We start from the raw sequence: 20,928 nt of genomic DNA on the forward strand, positions 1-20,928 counted from the left end.
TTTCAATAGCAGTGAGATGCCCTAGAGGCGCATCTTACGCAATAGTGATTCGAGCAAACTTACGTTTACCAACTTGGAACACATACGTACCAACGTCTGGTTCTGCTTTGGCATCTTCTACTTTTTCACCATCCATCTTAGCCGCGCCTTGTTTAACCATACGCATCGCTTCCGATGTTGATGAACATAGCTCTGCTTCTTTTAGCAAGTTCGCCATTGGCGTGCCTACAGCAAAAGTAAACTCTGGCATTTCATCAGGGATCTGATTTTTCGCAAAACGGTTAACGAACTCTTGTTCGGCCGCATCCGCATCGGCTTCACTATGGAAACGTGCAATGATCTCTTTTGCTAACAGTACTTTGATATCACGTGGGTTTTTACCTGCTGCAACATCCGCTTTGAACTGAGCTAGCTCTTCCAATGGACGGAAAGAAAGCAACTCGTAGTAGCTCCACATCAGATCATCTGAGATTGACATGATCTTACCAAACATCTCGCTTGGCGCTTCGCTAACACCAATGTAGTTGTTGGCTGATTTTGACATTTTCTTCTCGCCGTCTAGGCCAACAAGAAGAGGCATCATCAATACCACTTGCGGTTTTTGTCCGTTCGCTTTTTGCAGTTCACGGCCCATGAGCAAGTTAAACTTCTGGTCAGTACCACCGAGCTCTACGTCGGTTTCCATCGCCACTGAGTCGTAGCCTTGTAGAAGTGGGTACATAAACTCATGAATAGCGATTGGCTGACCACCTGCATAGCGTTTTTTGAAATCATCACGCTCTAGCATACGTGCAACGGTCTGGTTTGCCGCAAGACGAATCATGCCTTCAGCACCAAGCTCAGACAACCATTCAGAGTTAAACTGAATTTTTGTTTTCGCAGGATCGAGAATTTTGAACACTTGCTGCTTATAGGTTTCAGCATTGCGTAGCACATCTTCACGAGTCAACGGTGGGCGCGTCGAGTTTTTACCAGTTGGGTCACCGACCATACCAGTAAAGTCACCAATCAAAAATGTCACATCATGGCCAAGATCTTGAAACGCACGCAGCTTATTCAAAATGACGGTATGACCTAAGTGAATATCAGGCGCAGTTGGATCGGCACCCAATTTAATGCGAAGAGGACGACCTTCTTTTAGTTTTGCGATTAACTCTTCTTCTGGAATCAGCTCTTCAACACCGCGCTTAATCTCGGCTAAAGCGGCTTCAATGCTCGCCATGCTTGTTCACTCCCACAAATTTGGCAAAATATAATAGCTGGACATCTTACTTGAATAGCGATGATTTTTGAAACAAGTTAGACTATTCCGTTGTTAATTTTGTCTTCATAAACCGTATAAAACCGATATGCTTTCAATTTTTGCCCGTCTTCCCATATTGCACAAAGTGCTGATCGGCTTTTTTAGTGCGATAATTTTTATCGCTCTGTTTCTTTTGCCTGATGCCAATGAACTGCGCCCAAAAGAGAACCGTTTAGAAGTAGGACGCCACTACCCTATTGACATCGAGATGCAGCGATTGTCAATCAATCCCGTTTTGTCTACCGAATCCTCAGTGCATCGTTGGGAACGCTATCGCGTGAAGGATGGGGAAAGCGCCGCCATCTTATTCCAACGCATTGGCTTATCGGCTTCCTTATTACACCAATTGATCACCACCAACGATGACATTAAAACTCAACTTTCTCGCCTTAAACCTGGCGACATGCTGCAATTTGGCTTTGATGCACAGGATCAATTGGTCAAACTCAAACGCCAACTGAATGCCTTCGAAACCTTTGAAATCACTCGAAGTGATACTAGTTACAGCTCTCAGTTTAATAATAAGGAAGTGAACTACCAGTACGCGTATGCCGAAGCGTCCATTACTTCAAACTTTTGGAATGCCGCCATCAGCGCAGGATTGACGGCCAACCAAATAATGGAACTCGCTGGGATTTTTGGTTGGGACATCGACTTTGCACAAGATATCCGTGAACGAGACAGCTTTCGCGTGCTTTATCAAGAACAGGTTGTGGAGGGAGAAGTTATCGGTCGTGGCCGTATTATTGCTGCTATTTTCCGTAACCAAGGCGACACCTTCACTGCCATCTATGATGACAAAACAGGCAACTATTACGACGAGAATGGGCGAGCAATGAAGAAAGCATTCTTGCGGGCACCTATCGATTTCCGACGCGTAAGCTCTAACTTTAACCCTCGCCGACTGCATCCCGTTACCGGTCAAGTCAAAGCGCACCGAGGGACTGACTACGTTGCACCCGTTGGTACGCCGATCTGGGCCGCAGGTGATGGCGTTGTACAACAAGCGGGATACAACCAATTTAACGGCAACTATGTGTTTATCCGCCACAGCAACACTTATCTGACGAAGTATTTGCATCTACAAAAGAGATTGGTCAAGACCGGACAGCGAGTCAAACAAGGTCAAAGTATTGGTACTTTAGGCGGGACAGGCCGTGTGACAGGCCCTCACCTGCATTATGAATTTTTGGTCAACGGGGTTCACAAAAACCCCAGAACGGTCAGCTTACCTCAAGCTCAATCGTTGAACGGACAAGCAAAAGAGACCTTCATCGCCAATTCTAAACTGCGTCTTGATAAATTGGAGCGCTACAGTAAGTTACTGGCAATGAACTAAGCAAGCGTCAGAACACCAAAAGCAAAAAGAGAGGCAAGGTTTGCCTCTCTTTTGCTTAATAGGGTTTGGAGATTACAAGCCGACGACTTTTCCGGATTCAGAGCTTGCTGCAGGTGGAATGTTGGTATGAACCTCGTCGATGAGATCTTCTTCGACGTCATCGTCTTCATCCACACTTCTATGTTCTCGCCCCAACATCAATAAACATGGCGTCAATACTAAAGTTAATACCGTCGCAAACGCCAAACCACCCGCCACAGCGGTTGCCAACTGTGACCACCACTGGGTACTTGGTGCCCCAAATTCAATTTTTTGGTTGATCAAGTCGATATTCATTTCCAATACCATCGGCAATAACCCAAGAATGGTTGTTACCGTAGTGAGCATCACCGGCCTTAAACGCTGAACTCCGGTGCGCAAGATCGCTTCTTCTTTATCTAAACCACGTTGGCGTAACTGGTTATAAGTGTCGATCAATACAATATTGTTGTTCACTACAATACCTGCCAGCGCAATCACTCCGATGCCCGACATAATGACGCCAAACGGTTTTTGGAAAATCAACAGCCCTGCAAAAACCCCGACCGTAGAGAAGAGCACAGCACTGAGGATCAAAAACGCTTGATAGAAACTATTAAACTGAGTGATCAAGATAAGTGCCATCACCGCCAGTGCGATCATAAAGGCGTTTTGTAAAAACGCGGATGAATGCTCCTGCTCTTCATTTTGCCCTCGAATCCGAAACTCCACCCCCTCAGGCAAGCCAAGCTCACTGAGCGCTTGCTCAATCTTTGGCAGTTCAAGTGCTAAGTTGTAACCCTCAACCATATCCGCCATGACGTTGATCACTCGCTGCCCATCAATCCGTTTGATCGTATCTTGTTTAGGTTCCGGTTTGATCTGCGCAAAATTGGTAATCGGCACAAGCCCTGCGGGAGTCTTCACTCTTAACTGATCAAAGCGGCCAATGTCGCGTTTTTCTTCCGGATAGCGTACCAAAATGTCCACTTCTTCATTGGCGTCATCCGGTAAGTAATCACCAATTTTCAAACCATTAGTCACAAACTGGACCGTATTGCCAACCAAAGTCGCGTCAGCTGCAAAACGCGATGCATCGTCACGGCGGATGTCGATTTGCCAATCGATCCCTTCCTTGCTGGAAGTATCACTCAAGTTGGTCAGCGCAGGATTATTGTCCGCCCAATGGCGTACCACTTTAGCCGCATCATCAAGGTGCTCAGGGATTCGAGATGACATCTCGATCACCAAATCATGCTCCACTGGCGGCCCTGCATCGGGAAATTTATATTCGATCTCAACCCCAGAGAATGTGGATGTGGTTTGTTTTAACTCATCAATAATCTCTTTGACTTTACGCCGATACTGCCAATCCACAGGCGTAATTTGGATCTGGCCAATTTCGTCATCACCACCGGTTCGGGTATAGACGCTTTCAAACTCATCATGCCCAAGCATCACTTGTTCGATATCTCGCATCACGACGTCTTTCTCAAAAATCGACAAGTCACCGTAAGAACGAACTTTCACCGTAAAGAAAGGAGGATCGACTTCAGGGAAAAACTCCGCTCCTAACCCAGCTTTGTTATAGGCAAAGCCAACACCACCCGCCATTAGGATCGCGCTCAACAAGATCTTCAATGGGTGTCGTACGGCAATCGCCAAAGTATGGTAGTAAAGCTTGGTGATGCCCGTTGCTTTGTCGAATTCACCATTGTGCAAAGCCACCATACGACGCTGATTCTCACTTGAGACATTTTGCGGCTTGCCGATCAGCCCCCCTAATACTGGCACAAACAACAACGCCATAATGAGAGACGCCGCTAACGTCGCAATTAAGGTCAAAGGCAAATACTTCATGAATTCGCCCGTAATATCGGGCCAGAAAAGCAGTGGTGCAAATGCAGCTAACGTCGTAGCTGTTGATGCGGTAATCGGCCACGCCATGCGTTTGGCTGCGTCACGATACGCCTGTTTGCGTTCGACCCCTTCCTGCATACGGCGATCGGCAAACTCGGTGACCACAATAGCCCCGTCCACCAGCATGCCTACAGCCATGATCAGAGAAAAGAGCACCACGATATTGACGGTGAGACCGAACACGGCCAAAACCAATAAGCCAGTGAGGAAGGAGCCTGGGATCGAGATCCCCACAAGCAACGCAGTTCGAACACCCAAAATGGCAATAATGACGATGACCACCAAAATGATCGCGGACAATATGTTGTTTTGCAGATCATTGAGCATCAACTCAACATCTTCCGACTGATCCCAGGTGTATTTTACCAGCAAGTTATCTGGCCAATCTGCCCGCTTTTGACCTTCTTCAATCACTCGTTTAACCAACTCAACGGTTTCGATGATATTTTCACCGGCGCGTTTTTTTACATCGAGTACCACGGCCGGCTTACCATCTAGACGAGCAAAAGACTCCGGATCGCGAAAAGCTCTCCGTACTGTCGCCACATCGGCAAACGTAATGACCTGCTTACCATCCACTTTGATTGGTAGTTCTAACACATCCTTTAATGAATCAAACACGGAAGGTACTTTGACCGAGAAACGGCCATAACCCGTGTCAACAAAACCGGCCGCCACCACTCGGTTGTTCAACGCGATCAGGTTGTAAATGTCACCTTGATCGAGGCCATAACTTTCCATCAACAAGGGATCGACGATGATTTCAACAATGTCTTCGCGATCACCGGCAATATCGACCTCAAGGACTTGGCGATAACTCTCTAACTTATCGCGTAGCTGGCGAGCAATTTGAACAATGGTACGCTCTGGTAGCGTGCCATAAAGCACCACTGACAGTACCGGCTCTTCCGACGCCAAAGTAACTTCATTAACGGTAGGCTCGTCGCTATCGGCAGGTAATTTGGGCTTAGCAAGATCCACGGCATCACGAACATCCGCCATCGCCTTTGCTAGGTCTACCCCCACCGTAAACTCCAACATAACCGAAGCATGCCCTTCCGATGCCGTCGAAGTCATCTCTTTGACCCCTTCGATAGAACGCAGCTCTTGCTCTATCGGACGCACAAGCAAACGCTCCGCATCCGTAGGAGAGATGCCTTGGTGGCCGACGGAAACGTAAATAATCGGAATAGTGATGTCTGGACTCGATTCTTTAGGAATCGTCATGTAAGTACCAATGCCTGCCAGCAAAATCATCACCAGCAGCGTCATCATGGTACGAGAGCGGGAAAGAACCGCATCTATCACAGATAACATGGTGCTCTCCTCAATTGGTTACGAGTTCTGTTTGCAGTGTCGCATCAACCAAATCGCCATCTCGAACAAAACCTTGCCCCAGTACGATAATGTCAACCTCTTCTCCCAAGCCAGACAGCCACACGCCATCTTGCTCGGCTTTTACCAATTGAATAGGAACAAAGCGTACATGCTGATTCTGCACTGTTTTGACGCCTAAATTACCACGCTCATCAAGAGCCAACATCGCTGGCGTCACTTTAATCGCGGATGTCTGATCTAGGGTTAACTGCACTTCTGCGCTAACACCTGCAGGAATGCGATGCAGGCTGTTGTCGACTTCAATTTCAATGGGAAAGGTATTGGTTGAAGGGGAAGAGACTTGCCCAACATAACGAATTGCGCCTTGCAATAGCTGCCCACCAATCAAACGCACTTGCGCCATCTGTTTCGCCGCCAGATGCTGAACATGTCTTTCGCTGACGTCGGCTTCAATCACCAATTTTTGTAGATCGATCACGGTCGCCACCGGATCGCCAATACCAACGAAATCCCCCACTTCGACAAAACGGCTATCAAGGATGCCATCAAAAGGAGCCCGAACTTCCGTATTGCTCAGCTCGGTTTCCACATTGTTGAGATTGGCTTTTGCGTCAACCAAAGCAGCTTCTGCTGTTGCAAACGCGACTTCGCCTTGTAAACCGCGACTTTTCAAGGATTGCGCTGCCTTAAACTCTTTGAGCTTCACTTCAAGCATGGCTTTCGCGCGCTGCAAGCGATAATCCAAATCACGCTTATCGATTATCGCAATCACCTGACCTTTACGTACCGCTTGGCCTTTCTCTACTTCTAAACGCACGATTTTTCCCGCAATCTCTGCGCCTAAACGAGCTTGGCGGTTGGGCGCGGTTCGACCATAAAGATCAATACTGCGTGCCGTTGGCTGAGCCAGGAACGTTTGATACACGACTTTCGCTAATGGAATTTCTTGCGCGGCTTTGGTGGACGATGTTTCATCGGCTTTGCTACTGCCAAAACCAAGCCATGCACCTAAGATGAGAATGATAAGAAGAGATACTAGCCACGGACGCTGAATAAACTGGCGGCCTTGTTGTTTGATAGACATAGAAAGTCCTTTTTATTTTTTTGCTCAGCAAGACGGAATCTGGAGCAAGTTTTACGTGACATCCTAATACGTAAAACTGAGGTGGCTGGTTGTGCCAACCACCTGATAATCAGCTGTTGATGACATTACACGCTGAATGATGCACCACAACCACACGTGGTTGTTGCATTTGGGTTGTTGACGAAAAAGCGTGAGCCTTCCAACCCTTCTGTGTAATCGACAACGCCGCCAATTAAATACTGCAGACTCATTGGGTCAACAACTAACGTAACACCACTGTTTTCAATAGTGGTATCGCCTTCATTGACGCTTTCATCAAAAGTAAAACCGTACTGGAAGCCGCTACAACCACCGCCAGTAATGTAAACACGCAATTTAAGCGCTGGGTTTTCTTCTTCAGCAATCAACATCTTAACTCGTGCTGCTGCTGCATCAGAAAATGATAATGGTAGATTAATATCGCTCACGACGACCTCTCTCACTCGTGTATTCCCGCCAGACAATCTCGATATTAGAGGTCGCTGACGATGGTATTGTTTTAGCTATCGCGAGATTATCCAATACCTGACCAATACGTTCAAGTATTCACCACTGTATTGTCTACAATGTTTCGCCAAATACTCATTATCTAAACAGAACATTTTTATAAATCCCGTGAATAGAGTCATAAACCGAAGCAAAATATTTCTAACTGCCGTTGAGAGAGGTACAATGCCCGCCACTTGGTCCGAGCAATCAGAAGAGGATAAACCCATGACCAAATCAGCCGAGCTGTATCAAAAAGCCCAGCAAACCATTCCTGGTGGCGTTAACTCACCCGTTCGTGCGTTCAACGGCGTTGGCGGTTCGCCAATTTTCGTCGAAAGAGCCGATGGCGCTTTCATTTTTGATGCGGATGGCAAAGCCTACATCGATTACGTAGGTTCATGGGGTCCGATGATTTTGGGCCATAACCACGCGGTGATTCGTGAAGCGGTGATTGATGCAGCGCAACGTGGTCTCAGTTTTGGTGCTCCGACCGAAATGGAAATCAAAATGGCTGAGTTGGTTTCCGAGCTCGTTCCTTCGATGGAGCAACTACGCATGGTCAGTTCAGGTACTGAAGCGACCATGAGTGCAATCCGCCTTGCACGCGGCTTCACTGGCCGAGATAAAATTCTGAAGTTTGAAGGTTGTTATCACGGCCACGCAGACAGCTTGCTTGTTAAAGCGGGCTCTGGTGCATTGACTCTAGGTCAACCAAGCTCTCCAGGTGTACCTGCCGATTTCGCAAAACATACCCTAACCGCTACATTTAACGATCTCGATTCAGTACGAGAGCTGTTTGCAGCAAACAAGGGTGAAATCGCGTGTATCATCGTTGAACCAGTGGCGGGCAACATGAACTGTATTCCTCCAGTGGAAGGCTTCCACGAGGGGCTACGCGAGATCTGCGATCAAGAAGGCACACTGCTGATTTTTGATGAAGTGATGACTGGCTTCCGTGTGGCACTTGGTGGTGCACAAGCTCACTACAACATCAAACCAGACTTGACCACACTTGGTAAAGTTATTGGTGGTGGCATGCCTGTTGGTGCATTTGGTGGCCGTAAAGAAGTCATGCAGTACATCGCCCCGACCGGTCCTGTTTACCAAGCAGGAACATTATCAGGTAACCCTGTAGCCATGGCGGCGGGCTACGCTTGTTTAACGTTGCTGCGTGAAGAAGGCAATGAAAAGCGTCTGGCATCAAAAACCAAACATCTGGCCGATGGCTTTAAGTCTCTTGCTGAACAGCATGGCATTCCACTTGTGGTTAACCAAGTGGGCGGTATGTTTGGCTTCTTCTTTACTGAGCAAGAGCAGATCACTTGCTATGAAGATGTCACTAAGTGCGATGTTGAACGCTTCAAACGCTTCTTCCACCTCATGATTGATCACGGTGTTTATTTGGCACCTTCTGCCTTTGAAGCCAGCTTCACCTCATTAGCTCACGGCAGCAAAGAGATTGAGGCAACATTGGAAGCGGCAGATCGTTGTTTTGCGATTTTGGCAGCAGAAAGCAAGTAAGATTGCCAACACTCAACGACAAAAATAAGAAAAGGATCGCAGTCAGCGATCCTTTTTCATTGCCAATTAAATATCACCAACAGCGCGAGCACACCAATGGTCACTGCGAACCAAGGAATACGCCGTGATGTTTTTCTCGCTTCACAGCCTTTCTCATTGTTACAACACCCCATAATCGCCCCATTGCGTTGATAAGCTTCGTGTTTCAGGTCATTATAACCACAGACTGCAACTAATTGGACTGTTACCGTGCCAGAAAAAATTAAAATCAGCTCAAGCCACTGGGTGCTGATCGTCGCATTGTTAGCCGCAGGAACTGCGTGCTACCTGTTGGTCGAGCCTTATATTAACTCGATTATCATGGCGTTCATCATTTCCCTATTGATGTTTCCCATTCACGACTGGTTTGAAAGCAAAATGCCCAAACATCGCAATATGGCGTCGCTGCTCTCTTGCGTTGTTTTAACCTTTATTATCGTTGTGCCTTTGTTATTTGTTTTTGCTGCTATTGTTCAGCAAGGATCCGTTTTCTCGCAAAATACCTATCAGTGGGTAACACATGGCGGTATTCAGCAAGTGCTCGGTCATCCGTGGATTGTTAAAGGTCTAAAACTGGTTAATGAGTACTTACCTTTTGACAATATTGACGCCAAATCCATTGCAGAAAAAATTGGCCAACTCGCCACCTCATTTGGTTCAAACCTAGTTGCCATCAGTGCAAAAATACTCGGCGACGCGACCAACTTCCTGATGGATTTTTTCTTGATGCTGTTTGTGCTCTTTTTCTTATTGCGCGATCACGACAAAATCATCAGTGCGATTCGTCATATTCTGCCATTATCGCGCAGCCAAGAAGATAAGCTCCTGAGCGAGATTGAAAATGTTTCAAAATCTGCGGTAATGGGCTCTTTTCTCACCGCGATTGCACAAGGGATTGCCGGTGGTTTAGGGATGTGGCTTGCGGGCTTCCCTGGGCTCTTCTGGGGCACCATGATGGGCTTTGCCTCATTTATTCCCGTTGTCGGTACCGCGCTTATTTGGATCCCAGCCACCATCTACTTATTCTTAACCGGGGATACTGGTTGGGCTATCTTCCTTGCCATTTGGAGCATCGCTATTGTTGGCTCGATCGATAACTTACTACGACCATTTTTAATGCAAGGCAGTGCCGGAATGAACACCTTACTGATCTTCTTCTCTCTATTGGGAGGAATTCAGTTGTTTGGACTGATAGGTCTGATCTACGGTCCACTGATTTTTGCTATCACTATGGTGCTATTTAATATTTACGAGGAAGAGTTTAAGGGCTTCCTTGACCAGCAAGACAACAGCTAACGGATAGCACTACTTCAAGTCCTGGGCAGATTATGAGAAAATCTGCCCACTTTTTTCTAACTGATGCCACTTCATGTCTGCCTATACTGCTCCTAGCCAAATTGCCCAACGACAACTCGACTATTTCAACGGAAAGCACGTGCTCGTCGCAGGGGAAGTTGAAGATTTGTTTCCACTCGAACTGGCTGAACACTGTGAATCGGTGAGTGTGTTTACATCGAATTACAGCTATTTCCGTCAAATTCGCGCCCATTCAACGATCACCAGCTACTTTGGCTCGCAACTTGAGGCAGATAGCCAAGCCGATCTCTTACTGCTTTACTGGCCAAAGGCCAAAGCAGAGGCGGAATATCTCATAGCCATGCTGATGGCTAAGTTGGGTCCTGGGTGCGAAATTGTTGTGGTGGGAGAGAATCGCTCAGGTGTTAAAAGCATCGAAAAAATGTTCCAAGCGTATGGCCCCGTCAACAAGTACGATTCAGCTCGTCGCTGCTCCTTTTATTGGGGGCAATGCAACACGCAACCAAACGCCTTTAATCAAGCCGATTGGTTCCGCCATTACTCCATCAATATCCACGGACAACAGTTAGAGATTCAAAGCCTGCCGGGTGTCTTTAGCCATGGCGAGTTTGATTTAGGCAGTCAATTACTGCTGGAAACGCTTCCCTCTTTAAGTGGCAAGGTATTGGATTTTGGTTGTGGAGCTGGTGTTATTGGTGCATTCATGGCCAAGCGCAACCCATCCATTGAACTCGAGATGTGTGACATCAATGCTTACGCGTTAGCGTCCAGTGAAGCAACGCTGGCAGCCAATGGTTTGCAAGGTCGCGTTTTTGCTTCTGACATCTACTCCGACACTGCTGATGACTATCGTTTCATCATCTCTAACCCTCCATTTCACAGTGGTTTGGACACCAATTACAACGCGGCTGAAACACTATTAGGCCAAGCGCCACAGCATTTGAGCAAGCAAGGGGAATTGATCATCGTGGCGAACAGCTTCCTCAAATACCCACCTATTATTGAGCAAGCATTCAGTAATTGCGCGACTCTAAATAAGACCAATAAGTTCTCGATATACCACGCCAGCAAATAGTGATCCTTCTGCAGCACAGCGTCTAACTGTGCTGCTTTTGCTCAATTTCCATCACTCATTCGATATTTTTGCGCCACTCTCCACGAATTGATGACAACTTACTTGTCAAAGTAAAAAAACTCGTTAATTTCGTTAAATTTGAATCCTTTTACTCTTATCTCCGCAAAACTGGCTTTGAACGAGAGTAAATTCATGCATTCACAACTTTGATTCGAAACCTTGTCTTCACAACCTTGACGAAATTGTATGTTTAAGTTTTATCGCAAACAGAAGTTTAAACGCCTTCAAAGCACTCTGATGACTGCGTTTTTGGTGCTAAGTATCACGCCATTAACCATCACAGCGATTTTCTTTTTGCAATCACACAGTAAAGATCTCCAAGAGCAAAGCACTTCTCACCTGCTTTCTGTTCGAGACACCAAGCAGCAACAGATCCTAGATTATTTCCAAGCACAAGAAACGGAAGTGATGGGATTTGTTCGTTCAGAGTTGGCTTACGCGAGTGGTGGCCGATTTTACGGGCTTGTCAACGCCTTCAAAAGCTTAGGCGTGGATATGGAACAGGCTAGAGAAAACGCTCAGCAGCGCTATATTCAGGGATCTGGCGATCAAATAAAAACGTCGATTTTGCCGGAATCCAGCTCTTATGTGGGTAGTGAACGTTACCGTTTGCTTCATAAGCGCTATCACTGGGCCTATTTGGAGCTTTTGAAGCGATCCGATTTTGACGATATTTTGTTGGTGGATCTCGATGGCAACGTCACCTACTCCATCTACAAAAATGAAAACTTTGGCACAAACTTAATTGAGGGGCCTTTTAAAGAGAGCATGCTCGGCAAAAGCTTCCGTCAATTGGCCAATGACGTCAGCGAAAAACGCAAGCAAAACGAAGACTATACCCCCGTCTATATTTCCGACTTCTCGGTTGAAGATGGCAAACAAGTCGCTTGGTTGGGCGCACCGATCATCCAGCAAGGCTATCTGCACAGCTACGCCATGTTCAGGCTACCGAACAATGGCATCACTAAACTGATTGCAGACATCAATAAAGATGCGGCTATCCACACTTTGCTGGTTGGAAGTGACCACTTACCTCGCACTATGACCACAAAGCAAACCGATATAGAAAGCAGTATTGAAGTGGTCGATAAGGCACTCGCGGGACTCACGGATGTCGGGACTTACATCAACAGCAGCGGAGAGGCGACCATCGCCGCCTATGCGCCAATTTCATTCAAAGGTCAAACCTGGGCTTTAGTGGTTCAGTTGCCGGAGAAAGAAGCGTTTGCACGCATTCATCAGTTAGAAAAACTGTTCGTCATCGCCATGTTGATTGCGATCGTGCTGGTGTTTATCTCATCTCACTACTTATCGAATTTCATCACCTCACCACTACTCAAACTCACTTGGGCTGCAGAGCGCGTTTCTGCTGGTGATCTCGATGAAAACATGATTAATACAGAACGCAAAGACGAAATAGGCCGTTTAGCAATCAGTTTTGAACGAATGCAACGCTCGATTCGCGATAAAATTCAGCTCATTAAAACGCAAAATGCGGAGCTAGAGAAAAATCTACAACTGATTCAAAAGCAAAACGACGAATTGCAATTGGCTGATAAGCTCAAAGATGAATTTTTGGCAACTACCTCTCATGAGCTACGCACTCCACTGCATGGCATGATTGGTATTGCAGAAACTCTAATCTCAGGGGCAAACGGCCCACTGCCCTCTAACCAGCGCTATCAACTGGACATCATTATTAAGAGTGGCCAGCGCTTAGCTACGCTTGTGGATGACTTGCTCGACTACCACAAAATGCGCTATGGCAGTTTGGATATTCAAAAATCCGCCGTCAATTTGGCCAGTGCAACTCGACTGGTATTGGAGCTGTCTCACCACTTATTGGGCAACAAAACTCTGCGCATCATTAATCAGGTTTCTAACGATATTGCACCGGTATCTGCCGATCCACAGCGATTAGAACAGGTGCTGTATAACCTTATTGGCAACGCGATCAAATACACCACTGAAGGTAAAATCGTCATTTCCGCCAATGTGGTTGACGATAAAGTTCGAGTGCAAGTCGTCGATACCGGCCAAGGCATTCCAGCAGAACAATTAGAGCATATTTTCGAACCGCTCATTCAAGCTGGTCGAGACTCTGGTCGTTATCGCCAAGGTGCAGGTCTGGGGCTTTCCATTAGCCGCCAACTGATCGAGTTAATGGGAGGATCGCTCTACGTCAGCAGTCAACCTATGGTTGGCACCACCTTTAGCTTCACCTTGCCATTGGCCAGCGCAGATGAAATCAGCGCCACGGAAGTCATGCAAAATCAACATCACTTCCAAGCACCAGATAGCAATGAATTGATCTCATTAGATAATTCCTCACTGCCAGAGAATCCCAATGGCCCGCTACTGATTGTGGCCGATGATGAACCCGTCAACTTACGAGTGCTTGAAAGTTTCCTACGCATCGAAGGGTACCGAGTGCAAACGGCCTCAGATGGCCCAGAAACACTCGAACTCATTGAACATGAAAAACCCGCCTTGCTGTTGCTCGACATCATGATGCCGGGTATGAGCGGTTATCAAGTTTGCCATCAACTCCGACAGCAATTCGACATGGCAGAGTTGCCTATTATCATGCTAACAGCGTTGAGTCAGAGCGAAGATCGCGTGCGAGGATTCGAAGCTGGGGCCAATGATTACTTAACCAAGCCATTTAATAAGCAAGAGCTTGCGGCCCGAATCAAAGCACATTTAATGGCAAGTAAAGCAGAAGCTCGTCGCTTGGAAAACAATCGCCTTGAAGCGGAGCTTCGCCAACGTGCAATGGTGGAAGCGAGCCTACTGGAAACACAAGGGCGTTTATTAGAACAATTGGAGTCGGCCCCAGAAGCCATCATCTGTATTCGTGAAGATAAGCGTATTCGCTTTGCCAATGACGCGGCCTGTAAACTGTTCAAACGCAGCTTAGAGCAGCTCAAGCGATCAAACGCAGAAGAACTTATTGCTCCCAAATATTTAACCGTCAAACAGCAGCATTATTGCGGCAATATCGATATCTATGTCGACGATGTTCGACAGCATATTGAAACGGACATCCTTAAATTACCAGAAGGGTCTGGCCTTGATGCGATGTTTATCTTTAATGTCGGAGGAGGCGCTGCTGCTTCTCGTGTGCACAACCTAGAAACCGCCGTGGAAGTCCTTTCAAGCTATGCCTTTGATGGTGACAAAGAGCGCTTACAAAGCCTCAAAGAGCTAGGGGGAGAATTTACTCGCCTAGCAGACAAAGCGCTGGGTACCAATAAGAATAAGCAAGAGCTGATGCGTGAAGTCCTCGTGGATTTGATGACGCATGCACTCGATTATTGGGAGTCAGTGACAGGTGAAAACAAATTTACCTTTGCTGAACAAAGTGGTTTATGGCGCGTTTATCTCGACCGCAGCACGCTACAAACTCGCACACTTGATAAATACATGCGAATTGAAACCTTGCCAAAAACGCCTCGTTGGAGAACCGTATTGAGTTCTATTGAGTACATTCTGGAGCACTGTAAAGAGCAAAGTCCTGAGCGTACTTACATTGAGATGCAGCGAGATAAATTACAACGCCTGCTCACCAGCTAATAATGTTGAGCCTAAATCGTTAACTTCAGCCCGACTCAAAGAGTCGGGCTTTTCATTTGCCCAACTTTTCAGTTATTTGTGTACTTCTCCTCAGAGCAAGCAATATCAACTCCAGCTTTGATGAGCATGCTAGACCGTCATCAGTCGGCTCAACATATCCTTGACGATATTTCGAACCTCTCTACCTCTCTTAAAGCACAAACGCGCTAGGGGATGTCTTTACGATTATAAGAAACGCTTGGTCGCCTGCAGTTATTGTAGGGTAAACCGCTCTCACATCCATACAGGCGCGATATCTGCGCGTTGTGTTTTGCCTTTGCTTGTCCCCTTCGCTGCAGAAATGAAGTGGCAAATACCGCTAATGGTGCACGAATAAAAACCACGCAGACATGCCCTAGATGTACTTTATTCTCAGTTAAAAATAACCATCACTCAGTGCGAAAAAAATGCCGTTTTTCCATCGTATAAACCATTACTCTCGCCTAAAGTGGGGACTTTTAAACCATATTGCGAGATCAATCACAACAGAACGGCAGATTAAATTTTTGTCGATTAATTAACGTCATTTTGCTGTGTGAGCAAGATCTTCATTTAGCCACAGCAACCTAACAACCATATTAAAAAGAACCTAAAGGGTAAGTGACCACTAACAAACACTTATCAACAACAAGAACAATGCGACACACATCAATGTCCACTTTTTGCTCAAAAAACCAACTCAGCTAAAAAAAATGACGTTTATAACGGAGTTAATGGGAGTTTTAACGTTTTTAACGGGAATGCTATTTGATTATTTTCTCGCTAAGGTGTTTTCTTAGCCTTGCCTAAGGCCTACAGGCCACTTTGGTAAATGATTATCAGAGGTAGGTCTTGGAGAGTGTTTATCAATTGATGACATTCCAAACATTGTGAAATGAAAGCAAAATAGTAAGGAACAGCTATGCTTGCCAATATTAAAAAGACAGCTCTAGCAACTGCAGTTATCGCCGCAGCAGCGACCAGCATTTCAGCACCAGCGGCAGCTCGTAGTGAGCTGACCATCGTACCTGATTTTTACCCTACAATGGTACGTAACTTTAACCCGTACTTGGCGACTAACCTTCGCACAACAACGGACTTCATCTATGAGCCACTAGTTGTTTTCAATGAGATGCACGGCAACACTCCGGTAATGCGTCTTGCTGAAGACTTCCGCATGTCTGATGACCTAATGAGCGTAACGTTTGACATCCGTAAAGGTGTTAAATGGTCTGACGGTCAAGCATTTACCGCGGACGACGTTGTGTTCTCTTATGCTCTACTTAAGAACAAACCAGAACTTGACCAACGTGGTATCAACAAGTGGGTAACTAGCGTAGAGAAACTGAATGACTACCAAGTTCGTTTCCGTCTAAGCGAAGCTAACTCAAACGTACCTTACGAAATTTCTCTTGTTCCTATCGTTGCTGAGCACGTATGGAAAGAAGTGAAAGATCCAACCACATTCACCAACGAAAACCCTGTAGGTACTGGTCCATTTACAGTTATCGACACCTTCACTCCTCAGCTATACATTCAGTGTCGTAACCCTAACTACTGGGATTCTGCGAACCTAGAAGTTGACTGTTTGCGTGTACCTCAGATCGCGAACAACGACCAGCTATTGGGTAAAATCGTTAACTCTGAGCTAGACTGGACTTCTTCTTTCATTCCAGATATTGACCGTACTTACGCAGCAGCGAGCCCTAACCATCAGTACTGGTACCCACCATCAGGTACTCAAGCGTTCGTTGTGAACTTCAAGAACCCAGATGCAGCGAAGAACGAAGCTCTGACTAACGTTGACTTCCGTCGTGCATTCTCTATGGCTCTTGACCGTCAAACTATCATCGACATCGCATTCTACGGTGGCGGTACAGTGAACGACTTCGCATCTGGCCTTGGCTATGCATTCGAAGCGTGGTCTGACGAAAAGACTCACAACAAGTACAAAGGCTACAACACCTATAACGTTGAAGGCGCGAAGAAGCTTCTAGCGAAAGCTGGCTTTAAAGATGTGAACAAAGATGGTTTCGTTGATACTCCATCTGGCAAACCATTTGAGCTACTCGTTCAATCTCCAAACGGTTGGACTGACTTCAACAACACAGTTCAACTAGCGGTTGAGCAACTTGCTGAAGTAGGTATTAAAGCACGTGCTCGTACTCCTGAGTTCGCAGTGTACAACCAAGCAATGCTTGATGGTACTTACGACGTGGCGTACACCAACTACTTCCACGGTGCGGATCCACACCTATACTGGAACAGTGCATACAACTCTGCACTACAGAAAGGTGAAGGTATGCCACGCTTCGCGATGCACTTCTACACCAATGACAAACTGGACAACCTACTTGACAGCTTCTACAAAACAGCTGACAAGAAAGAGCAACTATCCATTGCTCACGGCATCCAGCAAATCATCGCAGCGGATCAAGTTACTATCCCTGTAATGTCTGGTGCTTACATGTACCAATACAACACCAAGCGCTTCACTGGTTGGTGGACAGAAGAAAATCCGAAGGGCCGTCCAAACATTTGGGCAGGCATCCCAGAGCGTCTACTACACGTACTGGACCTAAAACCAGTTAAATAAGTAGAAGTTCATCTCCCGCGGCGCGCATCCCGTGCGCCGCTATAAAATCCCTCTCAGACCTAGTTTGTTAATGGCGCCAGTCGTCAGGGGATTTTTCGCTCTGAATTTGGTCACGAGCGACCTGAAACCAGAAACAGGGAAAAAGTCTGGGTGAGTAAGGTGTGAGTTATGGGTTATTTTTTAAGACGTTTGTCGTTCTATATGGTCGCGCTGCTAGTCGCGGCAACATTAAACTTTATTATTCCTCGAGCAATGCCTGGCGATCCAGTTACCATGATGTTTGCGAATGCAACCACACAGGTAACGCCAGAACGTATTGAGGCAATGAAGAAACTGCTAGGTTTTGTCGATGGTCCCCTTTATGTTCAGTATTTCACTTACATTAAGAGCATTCTAAGCTGGGAACTTGGTACTTCTATTAAATTCTACCCACTGAGTGTTAATGACCTATTAGGCAGCGCATTTGGTTGGTCCCTCTTCCTAGCTGGTACTGCGGTTATTCTTTCATTCTCAATCGGCTCTATTCTGGGTATTTTCGCAGCATGGCGTCGCGGTAGTAAATACGATGCGTTCATCACACCAGGTATGTTGATTATTCAAGCTGTACCTCAAGTGGTTATCGCAATGCTAGCCCTATTTATCTTTGCAATCGGGCTTGGTTGGTTCCCGACGGGCTATGCATACACGCCTGGTACCATTCCAGACTGGACGAGCTGGGCCTACTTCAAGGATGTTGCTTATCACGCCGTCCTACCTCTCTTCTGTGCGTCTATCGTTCAAATTGGTGGCTTCTTGGTGAACATGCGTAACAACATGATCAACCTGCTAGCAGAAGACTACATCACTATGGCGAAAGGCAAAGGCTTAAGCGAAAACCGCGTGGTATTCAACTACGCAGCTCGTAACGCACTGCTACCTAGTGTGACTGCTCTATCCATGTCACTCGGTATGGCCATCGGTGGTCAGCTGATTGTTGAGATCATCTTCAACTACCCAGGTTTGGGTAAAGTCCTGCTTGATGCGATCAATGCACGTGACTACCAAGTACTACAAGGCCAATTGTTAATCATGACTCTATTTATGCTGTCATTTAACCTGATTGCCGACATGCTGTATGTCGTACTCGATCCTCGCCTACGCAAGGGAGGCAAATAATCATGAACAACTTATTTAAGCTGATTCTAGGTAATGCGATTGCTCGCGTTGGTTTGGTCATTGTTTGTCTGTTTATCTTTATGGCGGTCGCAGCGCCACTGATCACCAAACATGCTCCAGATAAACGTACTGGTAACCCACACGAATACCCAAGTTTCGTCGTAAAAGCCGCGCAAGCAGATCCAAATGGTTGGATTGCTACCAACCTTGCCGATGACCGTCGCACTCTTCTTCTGTCGAAGAAAGCCGATCACGTACTGGGTACTTCTCGTATGGGACGTGACGTATGGTCACAACTTGCTTACGGTGCACGAGTGTCACTTGCGGTTGGTTTTGGTGCGGGTATCACCGTGTGTTTCCTTGCAACCGTTATTGGTATCTCAGCGGGTTACTTTGGTGGTCGTGTTGATGACATTCTCACCGCAGCGATGAACATCATGCTGGTTATTCCTCAGTATCCATTGCTGTTCGTCCTTGCCGCCTTTATCGGTGAAGCAGGGCCAATGACCATTGCCATTATCATCGGCTGTACCTCCTGGGCCTGGGGTGCGCGGGTTGTCCGCTCTCAAACCCTTGCACTACGTGAAAAAGAATTTGTTAAAGCCGCAGAAGTATTGGGCGAATCTTCATGGCGCATCATCTTTGTTGAGATTCTGCCAAACCTGATTCCAATCGTGGGTGCAAGTTTCATCGGCTCGGTAATGTACGCCATCACCATGGAATCGATCATTTCCTTCCTTGGTCTAGGCGATCCAAACACCATCAGTTGGGGCATCATGCTGTACAACGTACAGACCTCCTCTTCAATGCTGATTGGCGCATGGTGGGAACTGATTGCTCCGTGTATCGCACTGACACTACTCGTCACTGGCCTTGCATTACTGAACTTTGCAGTCGATGAGATTGCGAACCCACAACTTCGTTCTCACAAAGGAATGAAGCGCTGGCAGAAGCTAGCGAAAGAAGACAAGAAAGAGCGTGAGCCTGAAATGGCACCGCAAAATGCACTTTGGAGCGGAGATAAATAATCATGACCGAACCACTTATTTCAATCCGCAACCTTTGCGTTGACTACATCACAGACGCGGGCGATGTCCGCGCTTGTAACAACGTTAGCTTTGATATTGCACCAGGCGAAGTATTTGGCCTAGCGGGCGAATCAGGCTGTGGCAAATCCACCGTTGCGTTCTCATTGATGCGCCTACACAAGCCGCCAGCATTTATCACTGGCGGGGAAGTCATCTTCAATGGTGAAAACATCTTGCAATACAGCGATGACCGCATGCAGGCATTCCGCTGGAGCGAAATGTCGATGGTTTTCCAAAGTGCAATGAACGCGCTGAACCCAGTACTGACGATGGAAGATCAATTCTGTGACGTCATCATGCGCCACACCAACATGACGCGTGAGCAGGCAAAACGTCGCGCAGAAGGTTTGCTGGAGATCGTGGATATTCACCCAAGCCGTTTGCATGACTACCCTCACCAGTTCTCTGGTGGTATGCGTCAGCGTTTGGTTATTGCAATCGCGTTGGCTCTCAATCCGAAAATGATCATCATGGATGAGCCAACCACAGCACTAGACGTGGTTGTACAGCGTGAGATTTTGCAAAAAATCTACGCATTGAAAGAAGAGTTCGGCTTCTCGATTCTGTTCATTACCCATGACTTGTCGTTGATGGTCGAGTTTTCAGACCGCATTGGCATCATGTATTCCGGTGAACTGATTGAAGTCGCTCCCGCTAAACAAATTTTGGAAAGTCCGTACCACCCTTACACCAAAGGGTTGGGTAGCTCTTTCCCTCCGTTAACGGGTCCAAAAACCAAGTTAACAGGTATCCCAGGTAACCCTCTTAACTTACTAGAGGTTCCTCAGGGCTGCCGTTTCCAGGCACGTTGTGATCGAGTGCATGACACCTGTACCAAAGTCGCTACTAGCTTAAGACAAATCGAGCCAGGCCGTTTCTCAAACTGCCACCTTTATGGCGAACCGATTGCTCAAAACAAGCTGTAATACAACGAAATAAGCAGTAAGAAGACT

At 46.7% G+C, this 20,928-nt stretch carries 13 protein-coding genes; 9 read left to right on the forward strand and 4 right to left on the reverse strand.

Annotated elements, in window-relative coordinates:
* Positions 1 to 34: 34 nt before the first annotated feature.
* Entirely contained in the window at positions 35 to 1,222 is a 1,188-nt protein-coding gene (tyrS, locus tag CIK04_RS16155) for a tyrosine--tRNA ligase (protein ID WP_097352097.1), read from the reverse strand.
* Between the two features lie 127 nt (positions 1,223 to 1,349).
* Between tyrS and CIK04_RS16160 the strand changes: the two genes are divergently transcribed.
* Positions 1,350 to 2,642 (forward strand): peptidoglycan DD-metalloendopeptidase family protein, encoded by a 1,293-nt coding sequence (locus CIK04_RS16160; protein ID WP_097352096.1) that lies wholly within the window; start codon positions 1,350 to 1,352, stop codon positions 2,640 to 2,642.
* 72 nt (positions 2,643 to 2,714) lie between these two features.
* Here the strand turns inward: CIK04_RS16160 and CIK04_RS16165 are convergent, their stop codons facing one another.
* From CIK04_RS16165 to erpA, 3 genes are all read right to left on the reverse strand, one after another.
* The gene (locus tag CIK04_RS16165; RefSeq protein ID WP_045627728.1) at positions 2,715 to 5,897 is read right to left on the reverse strand and encodes an efflux RND transporter permease subunit; all 3,183 of its coding nucleotides are present in this window, start codon (positions 5,895 to 5,897) and stop codon (positions 2,715 to 2,717) included.
* A gap of 10 nt (positions 5,898 to 5,907) precedes the next feature.
* The gene (locus CIK04_RS16170; protein ID WP_097352095.1) at positions 5,908 to 7,002 is read right to left on the reverse strand and encodes an efflux RND transporter periplasmic adaptor subunit; all 1,095 of its coding nucleotides are present in this window, start codon (positions 7,000 to 7,002) and stop codon (positions 5,908 to 5,910) included.
* A gap of 125 nt (positions 7,003 to 7,127) precedes the next feature.
* Positions 7,128 to 7,469, reverse strand: a complete 342-nt coding sequence (erpA, locus tag CIK04_RS16175) for an iron-sulfur cluster insertion protein ErpA (protein ID WP_011079598.1) — start codon at positions 7,467 to 7,469, stop codon at positions 7,128 to 7,130.
* Between the two features lie 286 nt (positions 7,470 to 7,755).
* On the opposite strand from erpA, the gene hemL reads away from it, so the two are divergent.
* From hemL to CIK04_RS16215, 8 genes are all read left to right on the forward strand, one after another.
* Complete coding sequence (gene hemL, locus CIK04_RS16180; RefSeq protein WP_097352162.1) at positions 7,756 to 9,051, forward strand: glutamate-1-semialdehyde 2,1-aminomutase; 1,296 nt, start codon at positions 7,756 to 7,758, stop codon at positions 9,049 to 9,051.
* 249 nt (positions 9,052 to 9,300) lie between these two features.
* Positions 9,301 to 10,386 carry an AI-2E family transporter gene (locus CIK04_RS16185; RefSeq protein ID WP_013571166.1) on the forward strand — a complete coding sequence of 362 codons (1,086 nt, stop codon included), beginning with the start codon at positions 9,301 to 9,303 and terminating at the stop codon, positions 10,384 to 10,386.
* A 73-nt stretch (positions 10,387 to 10,459) separates the two neighbouring features.
* Entirely contained in the window at positions 10,460 to 11,482 is a 1,023-nt protein-coding gene (gene rsmC / locus CIK04_RS16190) for a 16S rRNA (guanine(1207)-N(2))-methyltransferase RsmC (protein WP_072608914.1), read from the forward strand.
* A gap of 246 nt (positions 11,483 to 11,728) precedes the next feature.
* On the forward strand, positions 11,729 to 15,118 hold the full coding sequence (locus tag CIK04_RS16195) for a response regulator (RefSeq protein ID WP_097352094.1): 3,390 nt from the start codon (positions 11,729 to 11,731) through the stop codon (positions 15,116 to 15,118).
* A gap of 940 nt (positions 15,119 to 16,058) precedes the next feature.
* Positions 16,059 to 17,732 (forward strand): ABC transporter substrate-binding protein, encoded by a 1,674-nt coding sequence (locus CIK04_RS16200; protein WP_080536627.1) that lies wholly within the window; start codon positions 16,059 to 16,061, stop codon positions 17,730 to 17,732.
* 168 nt (positions 17,733 to 17,900) lie between these two features.
* On the forward strand, positions 17,901 to 18,887 hold the full coding sequence (locus tag CIK04_RS16205) for an ABC transporter permease (protein WP_011079592.1): 987 nt from the start codon (positions 17,901 to 17,903) through the stop codon (positions 18,885 to 18,887).
* Positions 18,888 to 18,889: 2 nt separating this feature from the next.
* On the forward strand, positions 18,890 to 19,915 hold the full coding sequence (locus CIK04_RS16210) for an ABC transporter permease (RefSeq protein ID WP_080526780.1): 1,026 nt from the start codon (positions 18,890 to 18,892) through the stop codon (positions 19,913 to 19,915).
* Positions 19,916 to 19,917: 2 nt separating this feature from the next.
* Positions 19,918 to 20,901: an ABC transporter ATP-binding protein gene (locus tag CIK04_RS16215; RefSeq protein ID WP_011079590.1), complete on the forward strand. Its 984-nt coding sequence runs from the start codon at positions 19,918 to 19,920 to the stop codon at positions 20,899 to 20,901.
* Positions 20,902 to 20,928: the final 27 nt, after the last annotated feature.

The organism is Vibrio sp. 03_296, assembly GCF_002265885.1.